The following is a 16,393-nucleotide window of genomic DNA, read 5'->3' as shown; positions in this document are numbered from 1 at the left end:
TCACCTAGAAGGCGTCCCGAAAGGTCAGTGCTTGGCGGCGGTGAAGAACACCGGGTTCGGGTCGAGGGCCCGCGGTGCGGTCGTGACGCCCTGGAGCCCGGGGCGGGCGACCGTGACCTTGTCGATGCTCGCGAAGGGAACGAACCACGCCTGTTCGACGAGCACCTTTTGCAGCCGCTTGTAGATCGCCGGACGCGACGCGTCGTCCGCGGCGGCTCCCTCGCGCATCAGCTGGGTGATTTCGGGATGGGTGTTGCCGAACGGATTGAAAAGGCTGCCGGTGCTGAGCAACTGGTCGGCCACCAGATGCATCGGTAGCCCGCCGTACTCGAACATCTGGGCCTGGTACTTCTTGCCGGTGAGCCCGCTCGTGTAGGCGGTGATGCTGACCGGAACGTCGATCTTGGCCTTGACGCCGATCTTCGCCCAGTAGCCGGCGACGGCCTGGGCCGCGTCGGTCTCACCGGGCTGGAGGTTGTAGGCCGCCATGACCAGCGAGAACCCGTTGGGGTAGCCCGCCTGCTTGAGCAGACTCTTCGCCTTGGCGGGGTCGTAGGGGTAACGGCCGTTCAGGGACGGGTCGTATCCGTCCGCCTTGGGCAGGAGAATCTGGTCGCTCGGGGTGGCGTACTTGCCGAAAAGCGCCTTCGCCAGCGCCTTCCGGTCGATGGCGTAATTCAGCGCCTGGCGGACGCGGACGTCGCCGAGCGCCTTGACCTGCGCCCCACCGCGGTCGAGGAGCTGGATGTGGCCGAACAGGTACGGCCAGGTACTGACGTTGAAACCCGCCTTTTTCGCGGCGTCGGCGCCCTTGGTGTCGCTGATCATGTAGTCGACCTGCCCGGTGCGCATGGCGCCGAGGGCGGCGTTCGAGTCAGGGATGACCTTGACGACGATCTTCTTCCAGTTGATCGCCGCGCGATTCCAGTAATTCGGATTCGGGGTGAACACGTACGTCTGGTTGGTGACGCTCTTGCCGGTGTTGAGCACGTACTGGCCGGCCCCGGCGGTCGAGGTGCCGAGCCTGTTCGGGTTCTTGAGCCCGAGCGGGCTGATCACGTCGCCGATCGCGAAACCCTGGGTGAGGATGTAGGGCAGTTCGGGATTCGCGGATCTCAGCTCGATTCGCAGGCTGAGCGGTCCGGTGACGCTGACCTTTTCGAAGTTCTGAACGCGGGACGCGCCCAGACCCCCGGCCTTGGCGAAGTAGGCGAAGTAGTCCGCCACCCCTTGCGCGGTCAAGCTCGATCCGTCGGCGAACTTCACGCCCGGGCGCAGCGTCAGCTCGAACACCTTGTTGCCGGAGCCGACGAACTTCCACGCGGTCGCCAGACCGGGGGCGAGTCCTCCGTCGCTCTTGAGGTAGATCAGCGGGTCGTACGCGAGTTCCACCGGAATGATCAGCGGGTCTCCGTTGCCCGCCAACGCGGGATTCAGGCTCTGTGGCGGGGCCGCGACCGCGATGGTCAACGTCTCGGGATTCTGCCGCGCGGGCGTTCCCGCGGCTCCGCCGCCCGCGCCTCCGCAGGCGGTCGCCAGCGCGGCCATGAGCAGCGCGCCGCCCACAACGCCCGCCGGGCGGCTACGGCGCGGCGCCGCACCTCGGTGGATTTTCGGTGTACCGACCACGATCTCTCCATACTTTGAAGGTAGTCGATGAGTTCCTACACGCACATGACCGGGCCTGATGCTCCTGTCTGCGCTGGTAACTCACTGTTCGCACACCGTATGGCGCGTGCGGCGAAAACCGCAAGCTCTAAACTGATAAAAAGTCTGAACTAGCGCATCACTTCAAATTCTGAAGACAAAGGTCGCCGCCATCGAAGGCGTACCGCGCCGCCCCCCGCGCGATGGCATGGCCGCCCAGTTCGGCCAGGACGACGCTCCCGCGCCAGTTCCGCGGGCTCGCCATCCTCCGCATCCCGCGGCTGACCGGATCAAGCAGCGCGGGACCGGCGGCCGCCAGCTCACCGCCCAGGACGAAACGCTCGGGCGCCAGCACCGCGACGACGTTCGCCAGCCCGGTGACGATGTCCTGCGCCGCGTCCGTGACGATCCGGACACAGCCCGGGTCGCCGGAACGGGCCAGTTCGGCGAGCCGGCCGAGCGTGAGGTCGTCTCCGTGGAGGTCGGCGACGTGACTCAACAGCGCATCTCCACCGACCTTCGTCTCCAGGCAGCCGCGGTTCCCGCAGAGGCAGAGCCTGCCGCTCGTATCGGTGGACGAGTGCCCGAGCTCCCCGATCCCGCCCGGCCCGCCACGGTGCAGCAACCCGCCGAGCAGGATCGCGCCACCGACCCCCGAACTCAGGTGCAGATAGAGCACATCCCGGCAGCCGCGCGCCGCACCCCACCGCGCCTCGGCCAACAGGGCGGCGTCACCGTCGTTGATCAGCCGGACGGGAAGGCCGGTCTCCTCGCCCAGCTCACCCGTCACGTCGGCGCCGTACCAGGACGGATCGAACGCCGGCAGATGTCCGAGCCCCTCCGGGACGGTGTCCGAGACGGGGTCGATGGACACGCACAGCGCCAGCCCCACACCGGCCAGCGGCCGCCGCGACACCCCGTCAGCGGCGCGCACGGCCTCGATCAACTCCACGATCGTCGCCCGCTCTTCGCCATAGGGAGACTCCGGGACCCGCGGGCGTGACCGTTCGACCAGGACTGAGCCCCCGTGGTCGACCGCCGCCGCGGTGATCGCCTCGCGTGCGACCGTGACCGTCAGCGCCAACTCCCCGGCGGCCGCGTCCAGTTCGACCAGGTTGACGCTTCGGCCGTTCCGTCGTCCCTTCGAGAGTTTGACTCGATCGTCCTGGACGAGTACACGGACAAGATTCGAAACGGTGGCCTCCGACAGCCCCGTCACCCGCGCCAGCTCCGACTGCGACAACGTACCGCCCTGCCTCAGTGCGGAAACGACCTTCTCCAGGTTCGCACGTCGCAGCTCAGCGAGAGCCCCACCGGCCGGCGCCATCCCATAACCCCTTACTCACGTCCACAACCTTTGAACCGACAGCGTAACTCCGATGCCCCTGGGGACATGCCGCACCAGCCGTGTACATGGCAGCCCGTGACGCAGGCGCTGCCGAAGCGTGCGAGTGAAAAGACCGTGGACGCGCGGGCCGAATCATCGCCCGGTTTCGCCGTGGTACGCAAACGCGCCCGGCGCCGTCTCCAATCGTCCATCGCTGTACGGCCGGCTCGGCGACGATCTGAGCGGTCTGCCGGTCGGAATCCTCCCCAACCAGCCAAGATCACGCCAGCGGGACTCCATTCCTCGCCATCATCCGCCGCACCGTAGACCCCCGCCCGCTGCCTCACCGGCGACACCGCCGTGTGCTGTTCGAAGCGTGTTGAGGTGTTCCCGGCTCTCAACCTGCCCTTTGACCTCGTCAGGTCGCCAGCGAGGTGAGCCAGGCGTCGAGCGCTCGTTGGGATCCTTGGAGTTGCGTGATCGCATCGGTGATGCGGTCGCGTTCGCGTCGTAGATGGTTGATCATGCCTGGGCAGGCTGAGGGGACCAACTGCTCGCCGTCGTCGTGGACGCAGTGCAGCAGCTGGGCGATCACACTGGTGGGCAGGCCCGCGGCGAGCAGTGCGCGGATGTGCCGTACTGCGACGACATCCGACTCGCTGTACTGACGGTAGCCGTTGGGAAGCCGGGTCGGCCGCAGCAGACCTTGTTCCTCGTAGTAACGCAGCAGCCGCCGACTCACCCCTGTCTTGTCGGCCACGTCACCGATCCTCATACCCGGATCCTTTCGACCTGCTCATCCACGCGGTTGACCTTCACATGATGTGACGCCATAACGTCCCCACCACCAGCGATCATCCATAGGGGAAGGGGGCACCGATGCCCGGAGCCGTCGTCATCGGGGCAGGACCGGGGCTCGGCCGGTCGGTCGCGCGCAGGTTCGCGCGGGAGGGCCTGCCCGTCGCAGTCATCGCCCGGACGTCCCGAACGGTGCAGGCGGTCGCCGACGATGTCGCCGCCCTGGGAGTCCGGGTCGTGCCCGTGACGGCCGACTGCGCCGACGAGGTGTCGTTGCGCGCAGCCCTCGATACGGCGACCGGCGAACTCGGCCTCCCCGACGTCGTGGTGTACAACGCCGCGATCATCCAGCCCGACGCGCCAGGCGAATTGCCCATGAGCGCGCAACTGGACGCCTGGGCGGTCAACGTGCTCGGAGCACTGACGGCCGCCGCACAAGTGGGCCCGCCCATGGCGCAACGCGGCACCGGTACATTCCTGATCACCGGTGGAATGCCCGACCCAAAGCCACAGTATGTGAGCCTGTCACTGGGCAAGGCCGGAGTACGAACGCTGGTACGACTACTGGACGCGCAGTACGGGCCCTCGGGCGTGCACGTGGCCTCGATAACTGTGGCCGGCCCCGTCACCCCCGGCACCAGATTCGACCCGGACCGAATCGCCGAGCACTACTGGCACCTGCACACCCAACCGCGGCACCAATGGCAACACGAAATCCTGCACGGCTGACGCAGACGTCGTCCAGCCGGTTATCGACCCGACCCGCCGCACCGCTTTCCTGAGCGTTAGGAGCGAGGGCGGCGGTTTTCCTTGCGACGGACGAATTTGAGCCCCGACCAGTCTTCGCCCAGCGCGGCGACCTTGACGTCGACCACGCCCGTGGGGAGGAACAGGTCACGCAAGCCGTTCTCGGTGATGTCGCTGTCGTGTCCGGCGGCCCGTCGTGGCCATGCGATCCAGAGCGCGGACTCGTCCGCCAGGTCCGGGACGAGCCGGGGCCCTTCGGCGGCCAGGTCGTCGAACGTCCGGTAGAAGGCCACGGTGACGTCGGCGTCCGCGGGTCCGCCGTCGGAGACCGCGCACTTCTCGGGAAGGTCGGGGATCGTCCAGCCATCCGGGCGATGGGTGAGATGCACCCGGTGGCCTGGCTTGACGCCGATCTTCTTGCCGAGCGGAGTGCCCGAGTACCCAGAGGCCATGGCGCCACCCTAGCCCGCCTGAATCCACGACGGCAGGTGGTGCATTAGCTACGCGGACGCCACGGGATGCCAGAACGGGTTTCTGATGTTGTACCCACGCCTTGAGCGACCTCTAAAGAGCCCGGTGATCGTTATGGACCACACGACCGCTTGTGTTGCCTACCCGGGCGGGGGCGCCAGCGGTGTGACCATGACGGCGGTGTGAGCGATTTTGCCGTCGTCACCCTTGTCATGGTGATGCTCTTCGGCACGGCCGATGGCCTTCCGGGCGACCGGATCATTGCGGAAAGAGCCGGCGGATCAGTTCCGGACCGACCATGCGCTGATCGTCGAGGAGAAGGTCGGGAGACCAGCGACGGAGTTGCCCCTCGTTCGAGAACCCCCAGAGGACCCCCACTGACTTGACGGCCGCTTTCCGAGCAGCTTCCAGATCCTTCGGGGTGTCGCCAACGTAGAAGGCTCTGTCGCGCGAGACGCCGAGCCCATCGAGCACTCTTGCGATCCCGACCTCCTTCTTCCCTCCGGTGTCATTGTGACAAAGAAAGAAATCAAGGAGCTGCCGAACCTCCCTGGGCACTAACATTTCGGCTCTCCTGGCAGGCTGAGCGGTCACCGCACCAACGCGAATCCCGTGTCGCTTTAGATCTCGGATTCCGTCGACCACCTGCCGGAATACTCTGACAGAACCAAGAGCTTTTCGCAGCTCGGCATCGTACTCCGCCCGGTAAATATCGCGAGCGTTTCTGACGCCGAGTCGACCGAGCACTGAGATGGGGCTTCCAACAGGGTCTACGTCGCCAGGATGGACGATGGCCGGACCATGTCGACTTGCAATGTTCGCGAGAGCAACGGCTGTGGCCTCACGGGTATCTATGACAACACCATCCAGGTCGAACAGGGCTACGACATCGCTGTGTTGCGCCAACGCCCCGCCCATCAACTGATGGTCGCCCACATGGAAAAGAGTTTGGGCCTCCATCGGAGCCTTCGCATTCGACGATTCATCCAGAGTGGCCTCGATCACTTCTAGGACCTGATCAAAGCGCTCAATGACATGGGCACCACGCTTCACGAGCTGCTGCGCCCACTCCGCGTTGTCGGAACGAAGGTTCCTCGACAACAGGAAAACAGGGCGATCATGCTTGAAGGAGAAATCAGCCTGGATCAGGGACCCACACCCCGGCTTCCCCTCGACGATGACCGTTCCCAAGGCCAGCGTGCACATGACCTCGTTGCGCGCGGGGAAGGTCCACCGCTGAGGTCCCACTCCGGTCATGAACTGGGAGATGAGCGCTCCGTGTCGTGGGATCTCCGCATACAGCGCGGCGTTCTCCTTGGGATAGGCGTGCTCTATCCCGTGACCGAGGACTGCGTACGTGCTTCCAGAGGGTTGCGCGAGCGCTCCTCGATGCGACTCCCCATCGATGCCTCTTGCCAGACCGCTTACTACAACGATTCCATGCTCCACGCATTTGCGTGCGAACCGATGAGCGGACTGGACCCCAGTGCCCGTGGGATCGACTCGCCCTACCAGTGCCAGGGCGCGTGGCTTCAGCCTCGACAGGTCTCCCTTGTAGAAGAGGACCGGTGGACGCCCCTTCCAGCGACGCAGGTTGGCCGGATAGTCACTGTCATTCCAAAGTTTGAAATCGCCGCCGAGCTCATGGGTTTTATCGAGGCAGGTGATGTACGGGTCGATGACCGCCTGCTCAAGATACTGCCGTACTCGTTCTGAACCGCTCCCTAGAAGCGCGCCTTTGGCTGCGGCCGCGGAGCTATACTCGTCGAGCAGCGACATGATGCGAGCCGGCCCGATGCCTGGCGCGTCAAGCAACATCAGAAGTGTCGCCGCTTCAAGTTCACGTTCACTGTGCACAGATAACACACCTCCCCAGCGAGGTTCTGCGGGATTCGACGGCCTCGATAAGGCTGTCCGATGTACCCCAGCCGGGCTTGAGTTGCCGCCCGATCGTGAAGGCCACCACCCGCCGCGCGCCGGCGGAGCGGAGCACGGACGCCGCGCTCGCGATCGTGGAACCAGACGTCCATGTGTCGTCAAAGAGTAACACGCTTCTTCTGCTAATGCGCCGAACATCAGCAGCCCGGTATAACGATGGGTCTATTACACCACGTAAGGGACGGCCGCGTTTCGCCTTTTCAAGAAGTTGAAGATCCCAGTCCACACTCCAGGAGCTTACCTTGGAAATGATTTCAGCCATATGATCGAAACCCCGATAGGTGGACCCGCTCGGAACCGTGGTGGCCAGATCGATGGCACCATACCTGTCTACGATGCATTCGCAATGCGCGGCTAAGAAGCCGTGGGCCAGATTGGCCAGCGGTGACGCCATCCAGCGATGCTGCGGTCCGAAGTCCTTGTATCGGTGCAGCATCGACTCAAGTCCGAAATCGAGAGAGTAGACAGTTGGAATGAAGCCCGCGAGGACACGGGTATACTTCGAGCAATTCTGACAGCGCGAAAACGGCATACCATCGCCTCGATGGTTAACCGCTCCGTAGCACAGTGTGCACGATGATTCCGGAATTGGAGTCACAGACTGCGCCAGGCCGGAGTCGATTGCCCAGCGCGCCCACTCCGCAGTGGCCCATCGATCTGAGCCTAATGGTCGGGGGATGTCACGATATGTCATAGACAACAACCATACGCGCATCAAGCCAGTGGCGCTCGGCAGCCGTCGGGAGAGCGTCTCCAGGCACATGGTCGCGATAGTTACGAACATACGTTCGAAGATAGTGGTGAGGTCTGACAGATTGCCCCTGGCCAGCGAGGGGCCTCTATTCCACCGGGGCCGCAGCTCCGGCACATTGCTGGCCGGCTGCGGGTGCGACTCGGTGTATAGCGGCCGAGGTGGCTTGCTGAACTGCCTCGCCGGCCTCAGGCTCACTGTCTTATGGGAGCGATCCACTACGGCCGCCCTGTTCGGTGTTGGTCACGTTATCCGCTGGGGTGGATTCGGACGGGCAAGAATGGCCGATATGTGTTGTCGCGGTCTCCGGGCGCGGCCAGCGCGGAGCAGGTCGGTCACGAGCGTCCGGTCTGGTGTTGCCGGATCGTCCACCAGTTCGGTCAGAACGGGATGACATGAGAGCCGGTCTACCAGCGACATTCCCGCATAGCTGTAATGAGCCTGGTGACGATCGCGGCCGAGTCCTGTTCCATGTAGCCAGGTAAGGATGCCCGGAAGCGCCACGTGCGGAACGGCCGCGCCGGCCGCAGCCGCGTTCGGTGAGGGGTCGGTGGTGCTGTGGGCGATCAGGTTCTGCGTGAGATGACCATGATGTATTCGCAGGGGGCGTTCGTTCGGTTGGCGAAGCCGTGGTCGGCGTCGGCCTGGAAGTACAGGGAGTCGCCTGCGTTCAGGGTCTCGCTGATCCCGCCGATCGCAGCGGTGAGGGTTCCTTCGAGCACCACGAGCTGTTTCTCTGTGCCCGGCGGGTACGCGGGCAGCAGCCCCGTGGACACCTGCGCGGGGAGGTGGTGGACGATCAACTCGGCATCTCCCGCACCCGGGGCCGCCGACACCATGTGCCGCTCGAAGCCGGTCTCCGGGTCACGGAACACGGGACGATCGTTCTTGCGCATGACCACGGCCGCACCGGACGCGGCTGCGGCCGGCGCACCGATCAGGTCCGAGAGCGACGTGTCGAGCGCGTAGGCGATCCTGGACGCGACGCCGATCGTCGGGCTCTTCTCACCGCGTTCCACCTTGGACAGCATCGCCCTGCTGACCGATGACCGAGTGGACAACTGCTCCAGCGTCAGGCCCGCTTCCTCGCGGCGGCGCCGTACGTTGGCGCCGAACGTGCCGGCCAGGTCGTCGCCGTGCTGTGGTTCGGCCGCGTATCCGTCTTGCTCGACCACCGTGCTCCTCGATCGCCAGGTACCTCGCCGGCACAGTGTAGGGTTTCTTCTAAAGAAGAGATCGTCTTCTATTGAAGATGCACGCTGTGCGTCCAGCATGACGGAGGTTCCATGCGGTTGATCTCAACGGGTCGGCACCATGCCGCGTTCGAGTTCGGCGATCTGCGGGTGGTCTCGTTGCGAGACGGGTACATCGACATGCCGCCGACACGGCTTCGTGGCGAGGATGGGTGCCCGCTCGACGAGTTGCCGGCCGCCGTCCCTCTGGTCGGCGACAACCTGCGGCTGTCGGTCAACGCCTTCTACGTCACCGACGGCGCGCGCTCGGTTCTCGTCGACACCGGCGCGTCCAACGTCTGGCACGACCCCACCATGGGGTTGATCTACGACGCGCTCGACGAGGCGGGAATCGACCGCGCGCAGGTCACCGATGTGGCCATCACCCACAGGCATGAAGACCATGTGAGCGGCCTGATCATGCCGGACGGTTCAGAGGCGTTCACCGGCCTTGAGCGCGTGTGGATCGGCGCGGGCGACATCTCGGTGTTCACTGGGCGGCTCGGACCGATCCGCGAACGGGTCGTACCCGTGTCGGAGAAGGTCGCGATCAACGACTGGGCCACCGCGATCCCGACACCGGGCCACACACCCGGTCACACCGTCTACGAGATCAGGAGCGACGCCGGCCACCTGCTCGCCTGGGGCGACACCGTCCACGTCCCCACACTTCAGTTCGATCAGCCGCACGTGACCTGGGAGTTCGACGGCGACCAGTCCCAGGCCCGCACCGCGCGAGCGGGCCTCCTCGACCGACTGACCCGGCCCCACCACTTCGTGGCCGGCGCCCACCTCGACTCACCCGGCATCGCCCGCGTGGCCCCTCCGGCGACGGATACGCGCTGGAGTACCTCGCACCACCGATCGGCTGATCGGGCCTGTCGCCTCCGGGCCGCGCTCGCAACGGCGGCCAAGGAGGGCAACGTCATCTGACGCGGTCGGGCACCACCTACGGAAGGGGGATGTGATGCGCCTTGGTCGTCCTGAACGCAGTCAATCGTGCGGCTCACGGCGAACCATCCTGCTCGTCCAACGCAGCTTCAGTCGCCGATCTCGCAGGCTTCTCCGGGGATCGGGTCGCGGGGTGAGGTGGGCATGGTTTCCCTGGACAGGTGCCTGACCACGGAGGCGAAGGCGGCGACGGACTGGTTGGTGGTGCTCAACGGCCAGCAGAGGGCGATTCGGAGCGGTGAGACGTCGTTCAGAGGCACCCAGGTCAGGTCCGGACGGCTGTAGTGCAGTGTCATCGACTCGGGGCTGATGCAGATCGCCCGGCCGGAGGCCACGTGTTCGAGCATTTCCTCGACGTTGTCGTTCTCCGGTCCCCACAGCGGTTCCCGTCCGTCGGGACGCGGGTTCACCGCCCACCAGTCGACCCACTCCTTCGGTGCCTGCCGGGTCCAGACGATCGGGTCGTCGTTCAGCTCCAGGACCGAGATCGTGTTCCGTCCGGCCAGCGGGTGTTCGGTGGCCAGCCCGGCCATCCGTCGTTCGACGGCCACGATTTCGGTGTGCAGTCCGGTGGTGTCGGCGGGCAGCCAGACGAAGGCGACGTCGACCAGGCCTTCGTGCAGCGCCATGACCTCCCCGCCCCACTCGAAGCGCTTGGGCTCGACGGAGGAATCGGGGTGTTGCCGCATGAACTCGGTGTAAGCCTGGGTGGCCATCGTTCCGGCGCCCGAGGCCTCGAATCCGACTCGCAGGGTTCGGGCTCGGGCCGCGGCCACCACGCGTGCGGTGCGCTGGGCCGTTTGCCAGTCGACGACGAGTTGCCGGGCGAGTGGGAGGAGCGCCTCGCCCGCGGCGGTCAGTAGGACCTCGCGACCGGTCCGCTCGAATAGCGGTGTGCGGAGGCCCTCTTCTAGCTGACGGATCCTTCGGCTCAGTGCGGGCTGAGAGACGAAGAGCCGTTCGGCGGCGCGAGTGAAGTTCAGTTGTTCGGCAAGCTCGATGAAGTACCGCAGGGACCGCGTGTCCACGTCCATGCGCGGGTCCTCCCTGGCGACGGGCTGCTCCAGGCAACAACTGTATGGGCACGGGTCTCAACGCTCTCTCGCCGTCTGCGGGTGCCCTTGGGCGTCCATGCGCTTCTTGCATAGGTAAAGGTCTTGGACTCGCGCGGGCGGCGCACGCTTTGCTGAGCCCAACGGACGACCTCCGGCGGCGGCGGCCTTCCCCAGCGTCGCGGGAGACCCTGCGCTCGCCGACGAGGCAGCGGAGGGACGAACATGGCAGGAGCCAGTGATTTTGTTGTGCGCTTTCGTGAACACGTCGGCCTCACAATCGTTGCGGCGGCACTTCTCACGGGTTGCGGTTATGTGGGGGACGCCGGTGGTACGCCGGAACAGTCCGCGGGGGCGGGTGCATCGGAGTCTCCTCGGGCGTCCACCCTTGCCGTGCCCGTCGACAAGGCGGAGGCCGAACGGGTCGCGCGGCGCTTCTTGGACGCGGCCAACGCGGGCGACCCGAAGAGGGTCGAGGCCACCTTCGCGGAGAACGCCCGGTTCGACAGCGTCGGCCGCATCTACCCCTCACGCGCGGACATCATGAATCGCTTCCTCATTCCCGAAGTACTGGACGTCGGCGGCCGCTACAAGGTGACGGGGAGCCGCTGGGACGGCGACCGCTACGTCGTGAACTACGACTTCAAGACGAGTGGGGGCGCTGCCGAGAGCTTCTCCTACGCGTTCCTGATCCAGGACGGGCTAATCCGCGACGTCGTGGGCCGTTACTGAGCCGACGGGTCATCTCGTCGGAGGCCCTGGTCCTCGCCGTCCTTTTCCTACGACCACCACATGAGCACAAGCGTTGTGCCCCTTTCTCAAGGAGTTCCTCTTGACCGAGATCACTCGCGCGAGCCTGTTGCGCGCCGCCGGTGTCACCGCTGCTGCCGCTGCGGCGGCGACCATCGCGGGTACCGAGCCCGCCGCGGCGGCGCCTGCCGGTAAGCCTCGCGAGCATCCGAACGTCACCCTGATCCGCAAGTACTACGAGGCCTACGGAGCAGGCGATCTCCAGGCGCTGCGCTCGAGGTTCTTCGCCCGGGACATCATCTGGACCATCCCCGGACACCACCCACTGGCCGGCACGAAGAAGGGGGCGGACGAGGTGCTGGCCTTCTTCAGGGCGCTCGGCCGGGCGGGCTTCAAGGCCGAGACGATCTTCTTGGCGGCGGACGGCGACTGGGTGGTCGACCTGCACCGCGGGTGGAGCACGACCCCCTCGGAATTGGACATCATCTGGGCGCTGGCCTTCCGCGTCGAGCAGGGCCGTATCGCCGAGGCGATCAACTACCCCGGCGACCAGCACGCGGCGGATGCCTACTTCTGGAAGGTGTTCGCGCTGGCCGACCTGCCGGACCGGCTCCACCCTCGGTCGCGAGGCTGACCAGCGCGTCCCACACGGCCATCTGGGACGACGCCCGCGGGAACGTCATGATGGGACCCTTGTCCCGTCTTGTCGACTTGATGTATACAAGCTACCTATGAGTGGTCTACAAGAAGAATCCGCCCAGGATCTCGCGTATCGGTGGCTTAAGAAGCACATCGCTCGGTTCCCGCGGCATGAGGGGGCGTTCCTGAGCGAGGCGGAGGTGGCGCGGGAGACCGGGACGTCCCGCACGCCGGTGCGCGAGGCGCTGCTGCGGCTGGAGGCCGAGGGCTTCTTGCAGATCGTGCCGAAGAAGGGCGTCTTCGTGCCGCCGATCACGGACGCCGAGGTGCGCGCGGTGATGCAGGCCCGGGAGCTGGTCGAGGACTGGTGCGTCCGGCAGGTCGCTCCCGCGAGCGACGGGCTCGTCGGCGAGTTGGAGTCGGTGCTGGCCGAGCAGGAGCGGGTGATCGGCGACGCCGTCACCTTCATCGAGCTGGACCGGGTTTTCCATCGGCTAATCGTGCGCCGGGCGGGCAACCCGGTCCTCGCCGAGTTCTACGAGTCGTTGCGGGACCGGCAGGTCCGTATGGGTATGTACGCGGTGGCCAACGAAGAGAACCGCTCCCGGGCCGTCCTGGACGAGCATGCCGCGATCGTCGCCGCGCTCAGGACGGGAGAGGCGGCCGGTGCGGCGCTGACCGCGCACCTGTCCAGCACGATGGCGGCCCTGCACCTTCCGGACGTCGCCGACTGGGACGGTAGCGAACACTCGGTGGTGGGCCTGTCATGAAGGTCGCGCTGATACAGGTCGCCAGTCCCCCGGAGGAACCGCCGGCCGAGCGCCGGGACCGGGTCGGCGCGATGGTCGCCCAGGCCAGGGGCGCGGACCTGGTCGTGCTGCCGGAGCTGTGGGCGGCCGGCTACTTCGCGTTCGACCGCTACTCGGAGCGATCCGAGCCCCTTGACGGCCCGACGGTGACCGCCGCCCGCGCGTGGGCCCGGGACCTGGACGCGTACGTTCACGCGGGCAGCATCGTGGAACGTGACAACGCGGGCCGGCTGTTCAACACCGCGGTGCTGCTCGCGCCGGACGGCCGGGTCGCGCACACCTACCGCAAGGTGCACGTGTTCGGGTACGCCTCGCGGGAGGCCGAGCTGCTCACTCCCGGGGACGCGCTGGAGGTGTGCCCGACGCCGTTCGGACCCCTGGGCGCCACCACGTGCTATGACCTGCGGTTTCCGGAGTTGTGGCGGGACCTGGTCGACCGGGGCGCGCGGGTGGTCGTGGTGCCGGCGGCGTGGCCTGACGCGCGGCTGGAGCATTGGCGGCTCTTCACCGCCTGCCGTGCCGTGGAGGAACAGGTGCTGCTCATCGCGTGCAACGCGGTCGGCGTCCAGGACGGCGGGGTCGTGGTCGGTGGGCGCAGCCGTGTCGTCGACCCGTGGGGGACCGTGCTGGCCGAGGCCGGTACTGAGGAAGGCGTCACCTTCTGCGACGTCGACCCGTCCGTGGTCGAGATGGTGCGCGCCGAGTTCCCGGTGCTGGCCGACCGGCGTTGGCCGCACGCGACGCAGAGCCGGCTGGTGGAGACGTCATGACCGGCCGTCCCACTCCGGTGACCGTGGACGTCGCCGGCACCGGTGAACGACTCGCGCTCGCCCCGGAGAAGCTGATCGTCGCGGGGTACACCGCGCGGGACGAGGCGTCCGTGGAGGCCCATATCGCCGAGTTGGAGGCGATCGGGGTGCCGCCTCCGGCGAGCGTGCCGGCCTTCTACGACCTCGACACCGCGCTGCTGACAACCGCTTCGGTGGTCGAGGTCGACGGCTCGTCCACCTCGGGTGAGGTCGAGCCGGTGGTGATCCGCGCGGGCGGGCGCTACTTCCTCGCCGTGGGGTCCGACCACACCGATCGGGAACTGGAGCGTACGGGCATCGCCGAGTCGAAGGCCGCCTGCCCGAAACCGATCGGGAGCACCGTGGTGGAGCTCGGTCCGGACCTGTCCTCGCTGGACTGGGACGCGCTGAGCGTCGACTGCGCGGTGGACGAGGTGCCGTACCAGCGGGGCGGTTTGTCCGTCCTGCGGCATCCCGGCGAGTTGCTGGAACAGGTGGGCGCCGTTCCGCCGGACTTCGTGATGTTCTGCGGCACGCTGCCGCTGCTCGGCGGGTCGTTCCTCCACGGGAGCCGCTGGCGGATTCGCCTGGAGCCGCCCGACGGACCAGCCCTGACGCATGAATACGAGATCAAGCAGAGGAGCCTGTGATGCGTTCCGGATCCGATTACCTGGCCTCCTTGAAGGACGCCCGCCGCATCTATGTCGACGGTGAGGCCGTTCAGGACGTGGCCCACCATCCGGCGTTCGCGCCCATCGCACGGACGATCGCCGACCTGTTCGACGTCGCCGCCGACCCGGCGTCCGGCCTGACCCGCACCGACCCCGACACCGGCGCGACCGTGAACCGCCTGTTCACGGCCCCGCGCAGCCGGGAGGATCTGACCGCGTTCCGTGAGGCGGCCACGACGTGGGCGCGCCGCACGCACGGCTGGGTGGGCCGCAGCCCGGACCACGTCGGCGCGTTCATGGCCGCGTTCGCCGCGCACCCGGAGGCCTTCGCGGGCGGCGACCACGATTTCGGCGCCAACATTGCGGCCTACCACCGGCGGATCGTCGAGGAGGACCTCTACGTCTCCTACGCGATCATCCCGCCGCAGGTGTCGCGGGCCACCACCGCCCACGCGTGGGAGGGCGAGCTGATCCAGGCGGGGGTGGCCGAGGAGCGTCCGGACGGCATCGTCGTGCGCGGCGCGCAGATGCTGGCCACCGGCGGCGCGGTCGCCGACGAGATCTTCGTGTCGTGCATCAAGCCGTTGTCCCCCGAGGACACCGACTTCGCGATCAGCTTCGCCGTGCCGGTCGGCGCCGAGGGGCTCAAGCTGTACTGCCGCCGCCCCTACGCCCCAGCGGCCACCAGCCACTACGACTATCCGCTGACCACCCGGTTCGACGAGTCCGACGCGCTGGTCGTCTTCGACGACGTGTTCGTGCCTTGGGAGCGGGTGTTCGTCTACCGGGACGTCGCCGGGCTGCGGCGGCAGTTCTTCGACACCGGCGCCCACGCGCTGGGGAACTGGCAGGCGCAGATCCGGTTCTCGGTCAAGCTCCAGTTCCTGACCGGACTGGCGCGCAAGGTCGCCGCGGTGAACGGGGTGGACAAGTTCCCCGGCGTGGTGGAGAAGCTCGGTGAGGTCGCCAGCCTCGTGTCCCTTGTCGAGTCGGCCGCGCTGGCCGCCGAGTACACCGCTACTCCGGACGAGCAGGGCATGTGGCGGCCCGGCGCGCGGGCCCTCTACGGGGCGATGGGCATGCAGTCCGAGCTCTATCCCCGCGTCCTGGCGATTCTGCGGGACCTCGTCGGCGGCGGCGTCCTCCAGGTTCCGTCCAGCAGCGCCGACATGACCAATCCGGAGACCCGCGCCGACATCGACCGCTACGTCCACAGCCCGAACGCGCCCGCCGAGGAACGCGTGAAGCTGTTCAAGCTGGCCTGGGACGCCATCGGCAGCGAGTTCGCCGGACGCCACCACCAGTACGAACTGTTCTACGCCGGCGCGCCGTTCGTCGTGAAGGGCTACGCCTTCCGCAACTACGGCTTCGACCAGCCCGTGGCGGACGTCGAGTCATTCCTCACCGGTTACGACGTCGCCGACCGTCCCGACGACAGCCCCGGCCCTCAGGCGGCCTGACATCGAGGAGCATCATGAGCAAACCCGAGCGGGAGTTCTTTCCGGTCACCGACGTGGAGTACACCGTCTGCCCCGGCGACGACCCGAAGATCGTCGAACGGATCCTCGCGGCGGACCCCGCGACCGGCGTCGCCACCCGCATCCTGCGCTACGAGCCGGGCGCCGACTCGACCCCGATGGGCGTGCAGAAGCACGACTTCTGGGAGGAGGTCTACATCCTCGAAGGCTCGTTCACCGACCTCACCCTCGGCGAGACCTTCACCAAGGGCATGTACGCCTGCCGCCCGCCGGGCATGCCGCACGGCCCCTGGCGCACCGACGAGGGCGTGCTGACGTTCGAAGTGCGCTACCGCGCCTGATCA

General features: G+C 66.9%; 17 protein-coding genes. 9 read left to right on the top strand and 8 right to left on the bottom strand.

Annotated features, from left to right (window positions below; translation table 11 throughout):
* Positions 1-24: 24 nt before the first annotated feature.
* From D0T12_RS04420 to D0T12_RS04410, 3 genes are all read right to left on the bottom strand, one after another.
* Positions 25-1,629: an ABC transporter substrate-binding protein gene (locus D0T12_RS04420; protein ID WP_147339370.1), complete on the bottom strand. Its 1,605-nt coding sequence runs from the start codon at positions 1,627-1,629 to the stop codon at positions 25-27.
* A gap of 157 nt (positions 1,630-1,786) precedes the next feature.
* Positions 1,787-2,890, bottom strand: a complete 1,104-nt coding sequence (locus tag D0T12_RS04415) for an ROK family transcriptional regulator (RefSeq protein WP_158581408.1) — start codon at positions 2,888-2,890, stop codon at positions 1,787-1,789.
* A 502-nt stretch (positions 2,891-3,392) separates the two neighbouring features.
* Positions 3,393-3,749: a MerR family transcriptional regulator gene (locus D0T12_RS04410; protein WP_117397915.1), complete on the bottom strand. Its 357-nt coding sequence runs from the start codon at positions 3,747-3,749 to the stop codon at positions 3,393-3,395.
* 104 nt (positions 3,750-3,853) lie between these two features.
* On the opposite strand from D0T12_RS04410, the gene D0T12_RS04405 reads away from it, so the two are divergent.
* On the top strand, positions 3,854-4,501 hold the full coding sequence (locus D0T12_RS04405) for an SDR family NAD(P)-dependent oxidoreductase (protein WP_117397914.1): 648 nt from the start codon (positions 3,854-3,856) through the stop codon (positions 4,499-4,501).
* Between the two features lie 56 nt (positions 4,502-4,557).
* Here D0T12_RS04405 and D0T12_RS04400 read toward each other — a convergent pair whose 3' ends face one another.
* The 4 genes from D0T12_RS04400 to D0T12_RS04390 all read right to left on the bottom strand — a co-directional run bounded on the left by D0T12_RS04400 (position 4,558) and on the right by D0T12_RS04390 (position 8,854).
* Positions 4,558-4,971 carry a DUF3052 domain-containing protein gene (locus tag D0T12_RS04400; RefSeq protein WP_117397913.1) on the bottom strand — a complete coding sequence of 138 codons (414 nt, stop codon included), beginning with the start codon at positions 4,969-4,971 and terminating at the stop codon, positions 4,558-4,560.
* Between the two features lie 277 nt (positions 4,972-5,248).
* Positions 5,249-6,847 carry a DNA-processing protein DprA gene (locus D0T12_RS04395; protein WP_158581407.1) on the bottom strand — a complete coding sequence of 533 codons (1,599 nt, stop codon included), beginning with the start codon at positions 6,845-6,847 and terminating at the stop codon, positions 5,249-5,251.
* Positions 6,837-7,460 (bottom strand): ComF family protein, encoded by a 624-nt coding sequence (locus D0T12_RS35240; protein ID WP_158581406.1) that lies wholly within the window; start codon positions 7,458-7,460, stop codon positions 6,837-6,839. The genes D0T12_RS04395 and D0T12_RS35240 overlap by 11 nt, the downstream gene beginning before the upstream one ends.
* 785 nt (positions 7,461-8,245) lie before the next feature.
* Positions 8,246-8,854, bottom strand: coding sequence for a helix-turn-helix domain-containing protein (locus D0T12_RS04390; RefSeq protein WP_199487273.1), 609 nt, complete (start codon positions 8,852-8,854; stop codon positions 8,246-8,248).
* A gap of 111 nt (positions 8,855-8,965) precedes the next feature.
* Here D0T12_RS04390 and D0T12_RS04385 point away from each other — a divergent pair, with 111 nt between their 5' ends.
* Positions 8,966-9,844 carry an MBL fold metallo-hydrolase gene (locus D0T12_RS04385; protein WP_199487272.1) on the top strand — a complete coding sequence of 293 codons (879 nt, stop codon included), beginning with the start codon at positions 8,966-8,968 and terminating at the stop codon, positions 9,842-9,844.
* Between the two features lie 107 nt (positions 9,845-9,951).
* Here D0T12_RS04385 and D0T12_RS04380 read toward each other — a convergent pair whose 3' ends face one another.
* Positions 9,952-10,896 (bottom strand): LysR family transcriptional regulator, encoded by a 945-nt coding sequence (locus D0T12_RS04380; RefSeq protein ID WP_199487271.1) that lies wholly within the window; start codon positions 10,894-10,896, stop codon positions 9,952-9,954.
* 411 nt (positions 10,897-11,307) lie between these two features.
* Here D0T12_RS04380 and D0T12_RS04375 point away from each other — a divergent pair, with 411 nt between their 5' ends.
* The 7 genes from D0T12_RS04375 to D0T12_RS04345 all read left to right on the top strand — a co-directional run bounded on the left by D0T12_RS04375 (position 11,308) and on the right by D0T12_RS04345 (position 16,390).
* The gene (locus tag D0T12_RS04375; RefSeq protein WP_158581405.1) at positions 11,308-11,646 is read left to right on the top strand and encodes a nuclear transport factor 2 family protein; all 339 of its coding nucleotides are present in this window, start codon (positions 11,308-11,310) and stop codon (positions 11,644-11,646) included.
* Between the two features lie 100 nt (positions 11,647-11,746).
* On the top strand, positions 11,747-12,298 hold the full coding sequence (locus D0T12_RS04370; RefSeq protein ID WP_199487270.1) for a nuclear transport factor 2 family protein: 552 nt from the start codon (positions 11,747-11,749) through the stop codon (positions 12,296-12,298).
* Between the two features lie 97 nt (positions 12,299-12,395).
* Positions 12,396-13,073, top strand: a complete 678-nt coding sequence (locus D0T12_RS04365) for a GntR family transcriptional regulator (protein WP_117397909.1) — start codon at positions 12,396-12,398, stop codon at positions 13,071-13,073.
* The gene (locus D0T12_RS04360) at positions 13,070-13,882 is read left to right on the top strand and encodes a nitrilase-related carbon-nitrogen hydrolase (RefSeq protein ID WP_117397908.1); all 813 of its coding nucleotides are present in this window, start codon (positions 13,070-13,072) and stop codon (positions 13,880-13,882) included. Before D0T12_RS04365 ends, D0T12_RS04360 begins: the two co-directional genes overlap by 4 nt.
* Positions 13,879-14,550 carry a DUF2848 family protein gene (locus tag D0T12_RS04355; RefSeq protein WP_117397907.1) on the top strand — a complete coding sequence of 224 codons (672 nt, stop codon included), beginning with the start codon at positions 13,879-13,881 and terminating at the stop codon, positions 14,548-14,550. The genes D0T12_RS04360 and D0T12_RS04355 overlap by 4 nt, the downstream gene beginning before the upstream one ends.
* Entirely contained in the window at positions 14,550-16,031 is a 1,482-nt protein-coding gene (locus D0T12_RS04350) for a 4-hydroxyphenylacetate 3-hydroxylase family protein (RefSeq protein WP_117397906.1), read from the top strand. Before D0T12_RS04355 ends, D0T12_RS04350 begins: the two co-directional genes overlap by 1 nt.
* Positions 16,032-16,045: 14 nt before the next feature.
* Positions 16,046-16,390, top strand: a complete 345-nt coding sequence (locus D0T12_RS04345; RefSeq protein WP_117397905.1) for a cupin domain-containing protein — start codon at positions 16,046-16,048, stop codon at positions 16,388-16,390.
* The last annotated feature ends 3 nt before the right edge of the window (positions 16,391-16,393 follow it).

It is taken from the genome of Actinomadura spongiicola (assembly GCF_003432485.1).
In the GTDB taxonomy this organism is placed as follows: Bacteria; Actinomycetota; Actinomycetes; order Streptosporangiales; family Streptosporangiaceae; genus Spirillospora; species Spirillospora spongiicola.
The sequence above is the reverse complement of the archived record's forward strand: the minus strand, read 5'-3'. Positions and strand labels throughout refer to the sequence as shown.

Coding starts and splice junctions, on each gene's coding strand:
- D0T12_RS04410 (WP_117397915.1), bottom strand. CDS start 3,749: ATGAGGATCGGTGACGTGGCCGACAAGACAGGGGTGAGTCGGCGGCTG.
- D0T12_RS04405 (WP_117397914.1), top strand. CDS start 3,854: ATGCCCGGAGCCGTCGTCATCGGGGCAGGACCGGGGCTCGGCCGGTCG.
- D0T12_RS04400 (WP_117397913.1), bottom strand. CDS start 4,971: ATGGCCTCTGGGTACTCGGGCACTCCGCTCGGCAAGAAGATCGGCGTC.
- D0T12_RS35240 (WP_158581406.1), bottom strand. CDS start 7,460: ATGCCGTTTTCGCGCTGTCAGAATTGCTCGAAGTATACCCGTGTCCTC.
- D0T12_RS04385 (WP_199487272.1), top strand. CDS start 8,966: ATGCGGTTGATCTCAACGGGTCGGCACCATGCCGCGTTCGAGTTCGGC.
- D0T12_RS04380 (WP_199487271.1), bottom strand. CDS start 10,896: ATGGACGTGGACACGCGGTCCCTGCGGTACTTCATCGAGCTTGCCGAA.
- D0T12_RS04365 (WP_117397909.1), top strand. CDS start 12,396: ATGAGTGGTCTACAAGAAGAATCCGCCCAGGATCTCGCGTATCGGTGG.
- D0T12_RS04360 (WP_117397908.1), top strand. CDS start 13,070: ATGAAGGTCGCGCTGATACAGGTCGCCAGTCCCCCGGAGGAACCGCCG.
- D0T12_RS04355 (WP_117397907.1), top strand. CDS start 13,879: ATGACCGGCCGTCCCACTCCGGTGACCGTGGACGTCGCCGGCACCGGT.
- D0T12_RS04350 (WP_117397906.1), top strand. CDS start 14,550: ATGCGTTCCGGATCCGATTACCTGGCCTCCTTGAAGGACGCCCGCCGC.
- D0T12_RS04345 (WP_117397905.1), top strand. CDS start 16,046: ATGAGCAAACCCGAGCGGGAGTTCTTTCCGGTCACCGACGTGGAGTAC.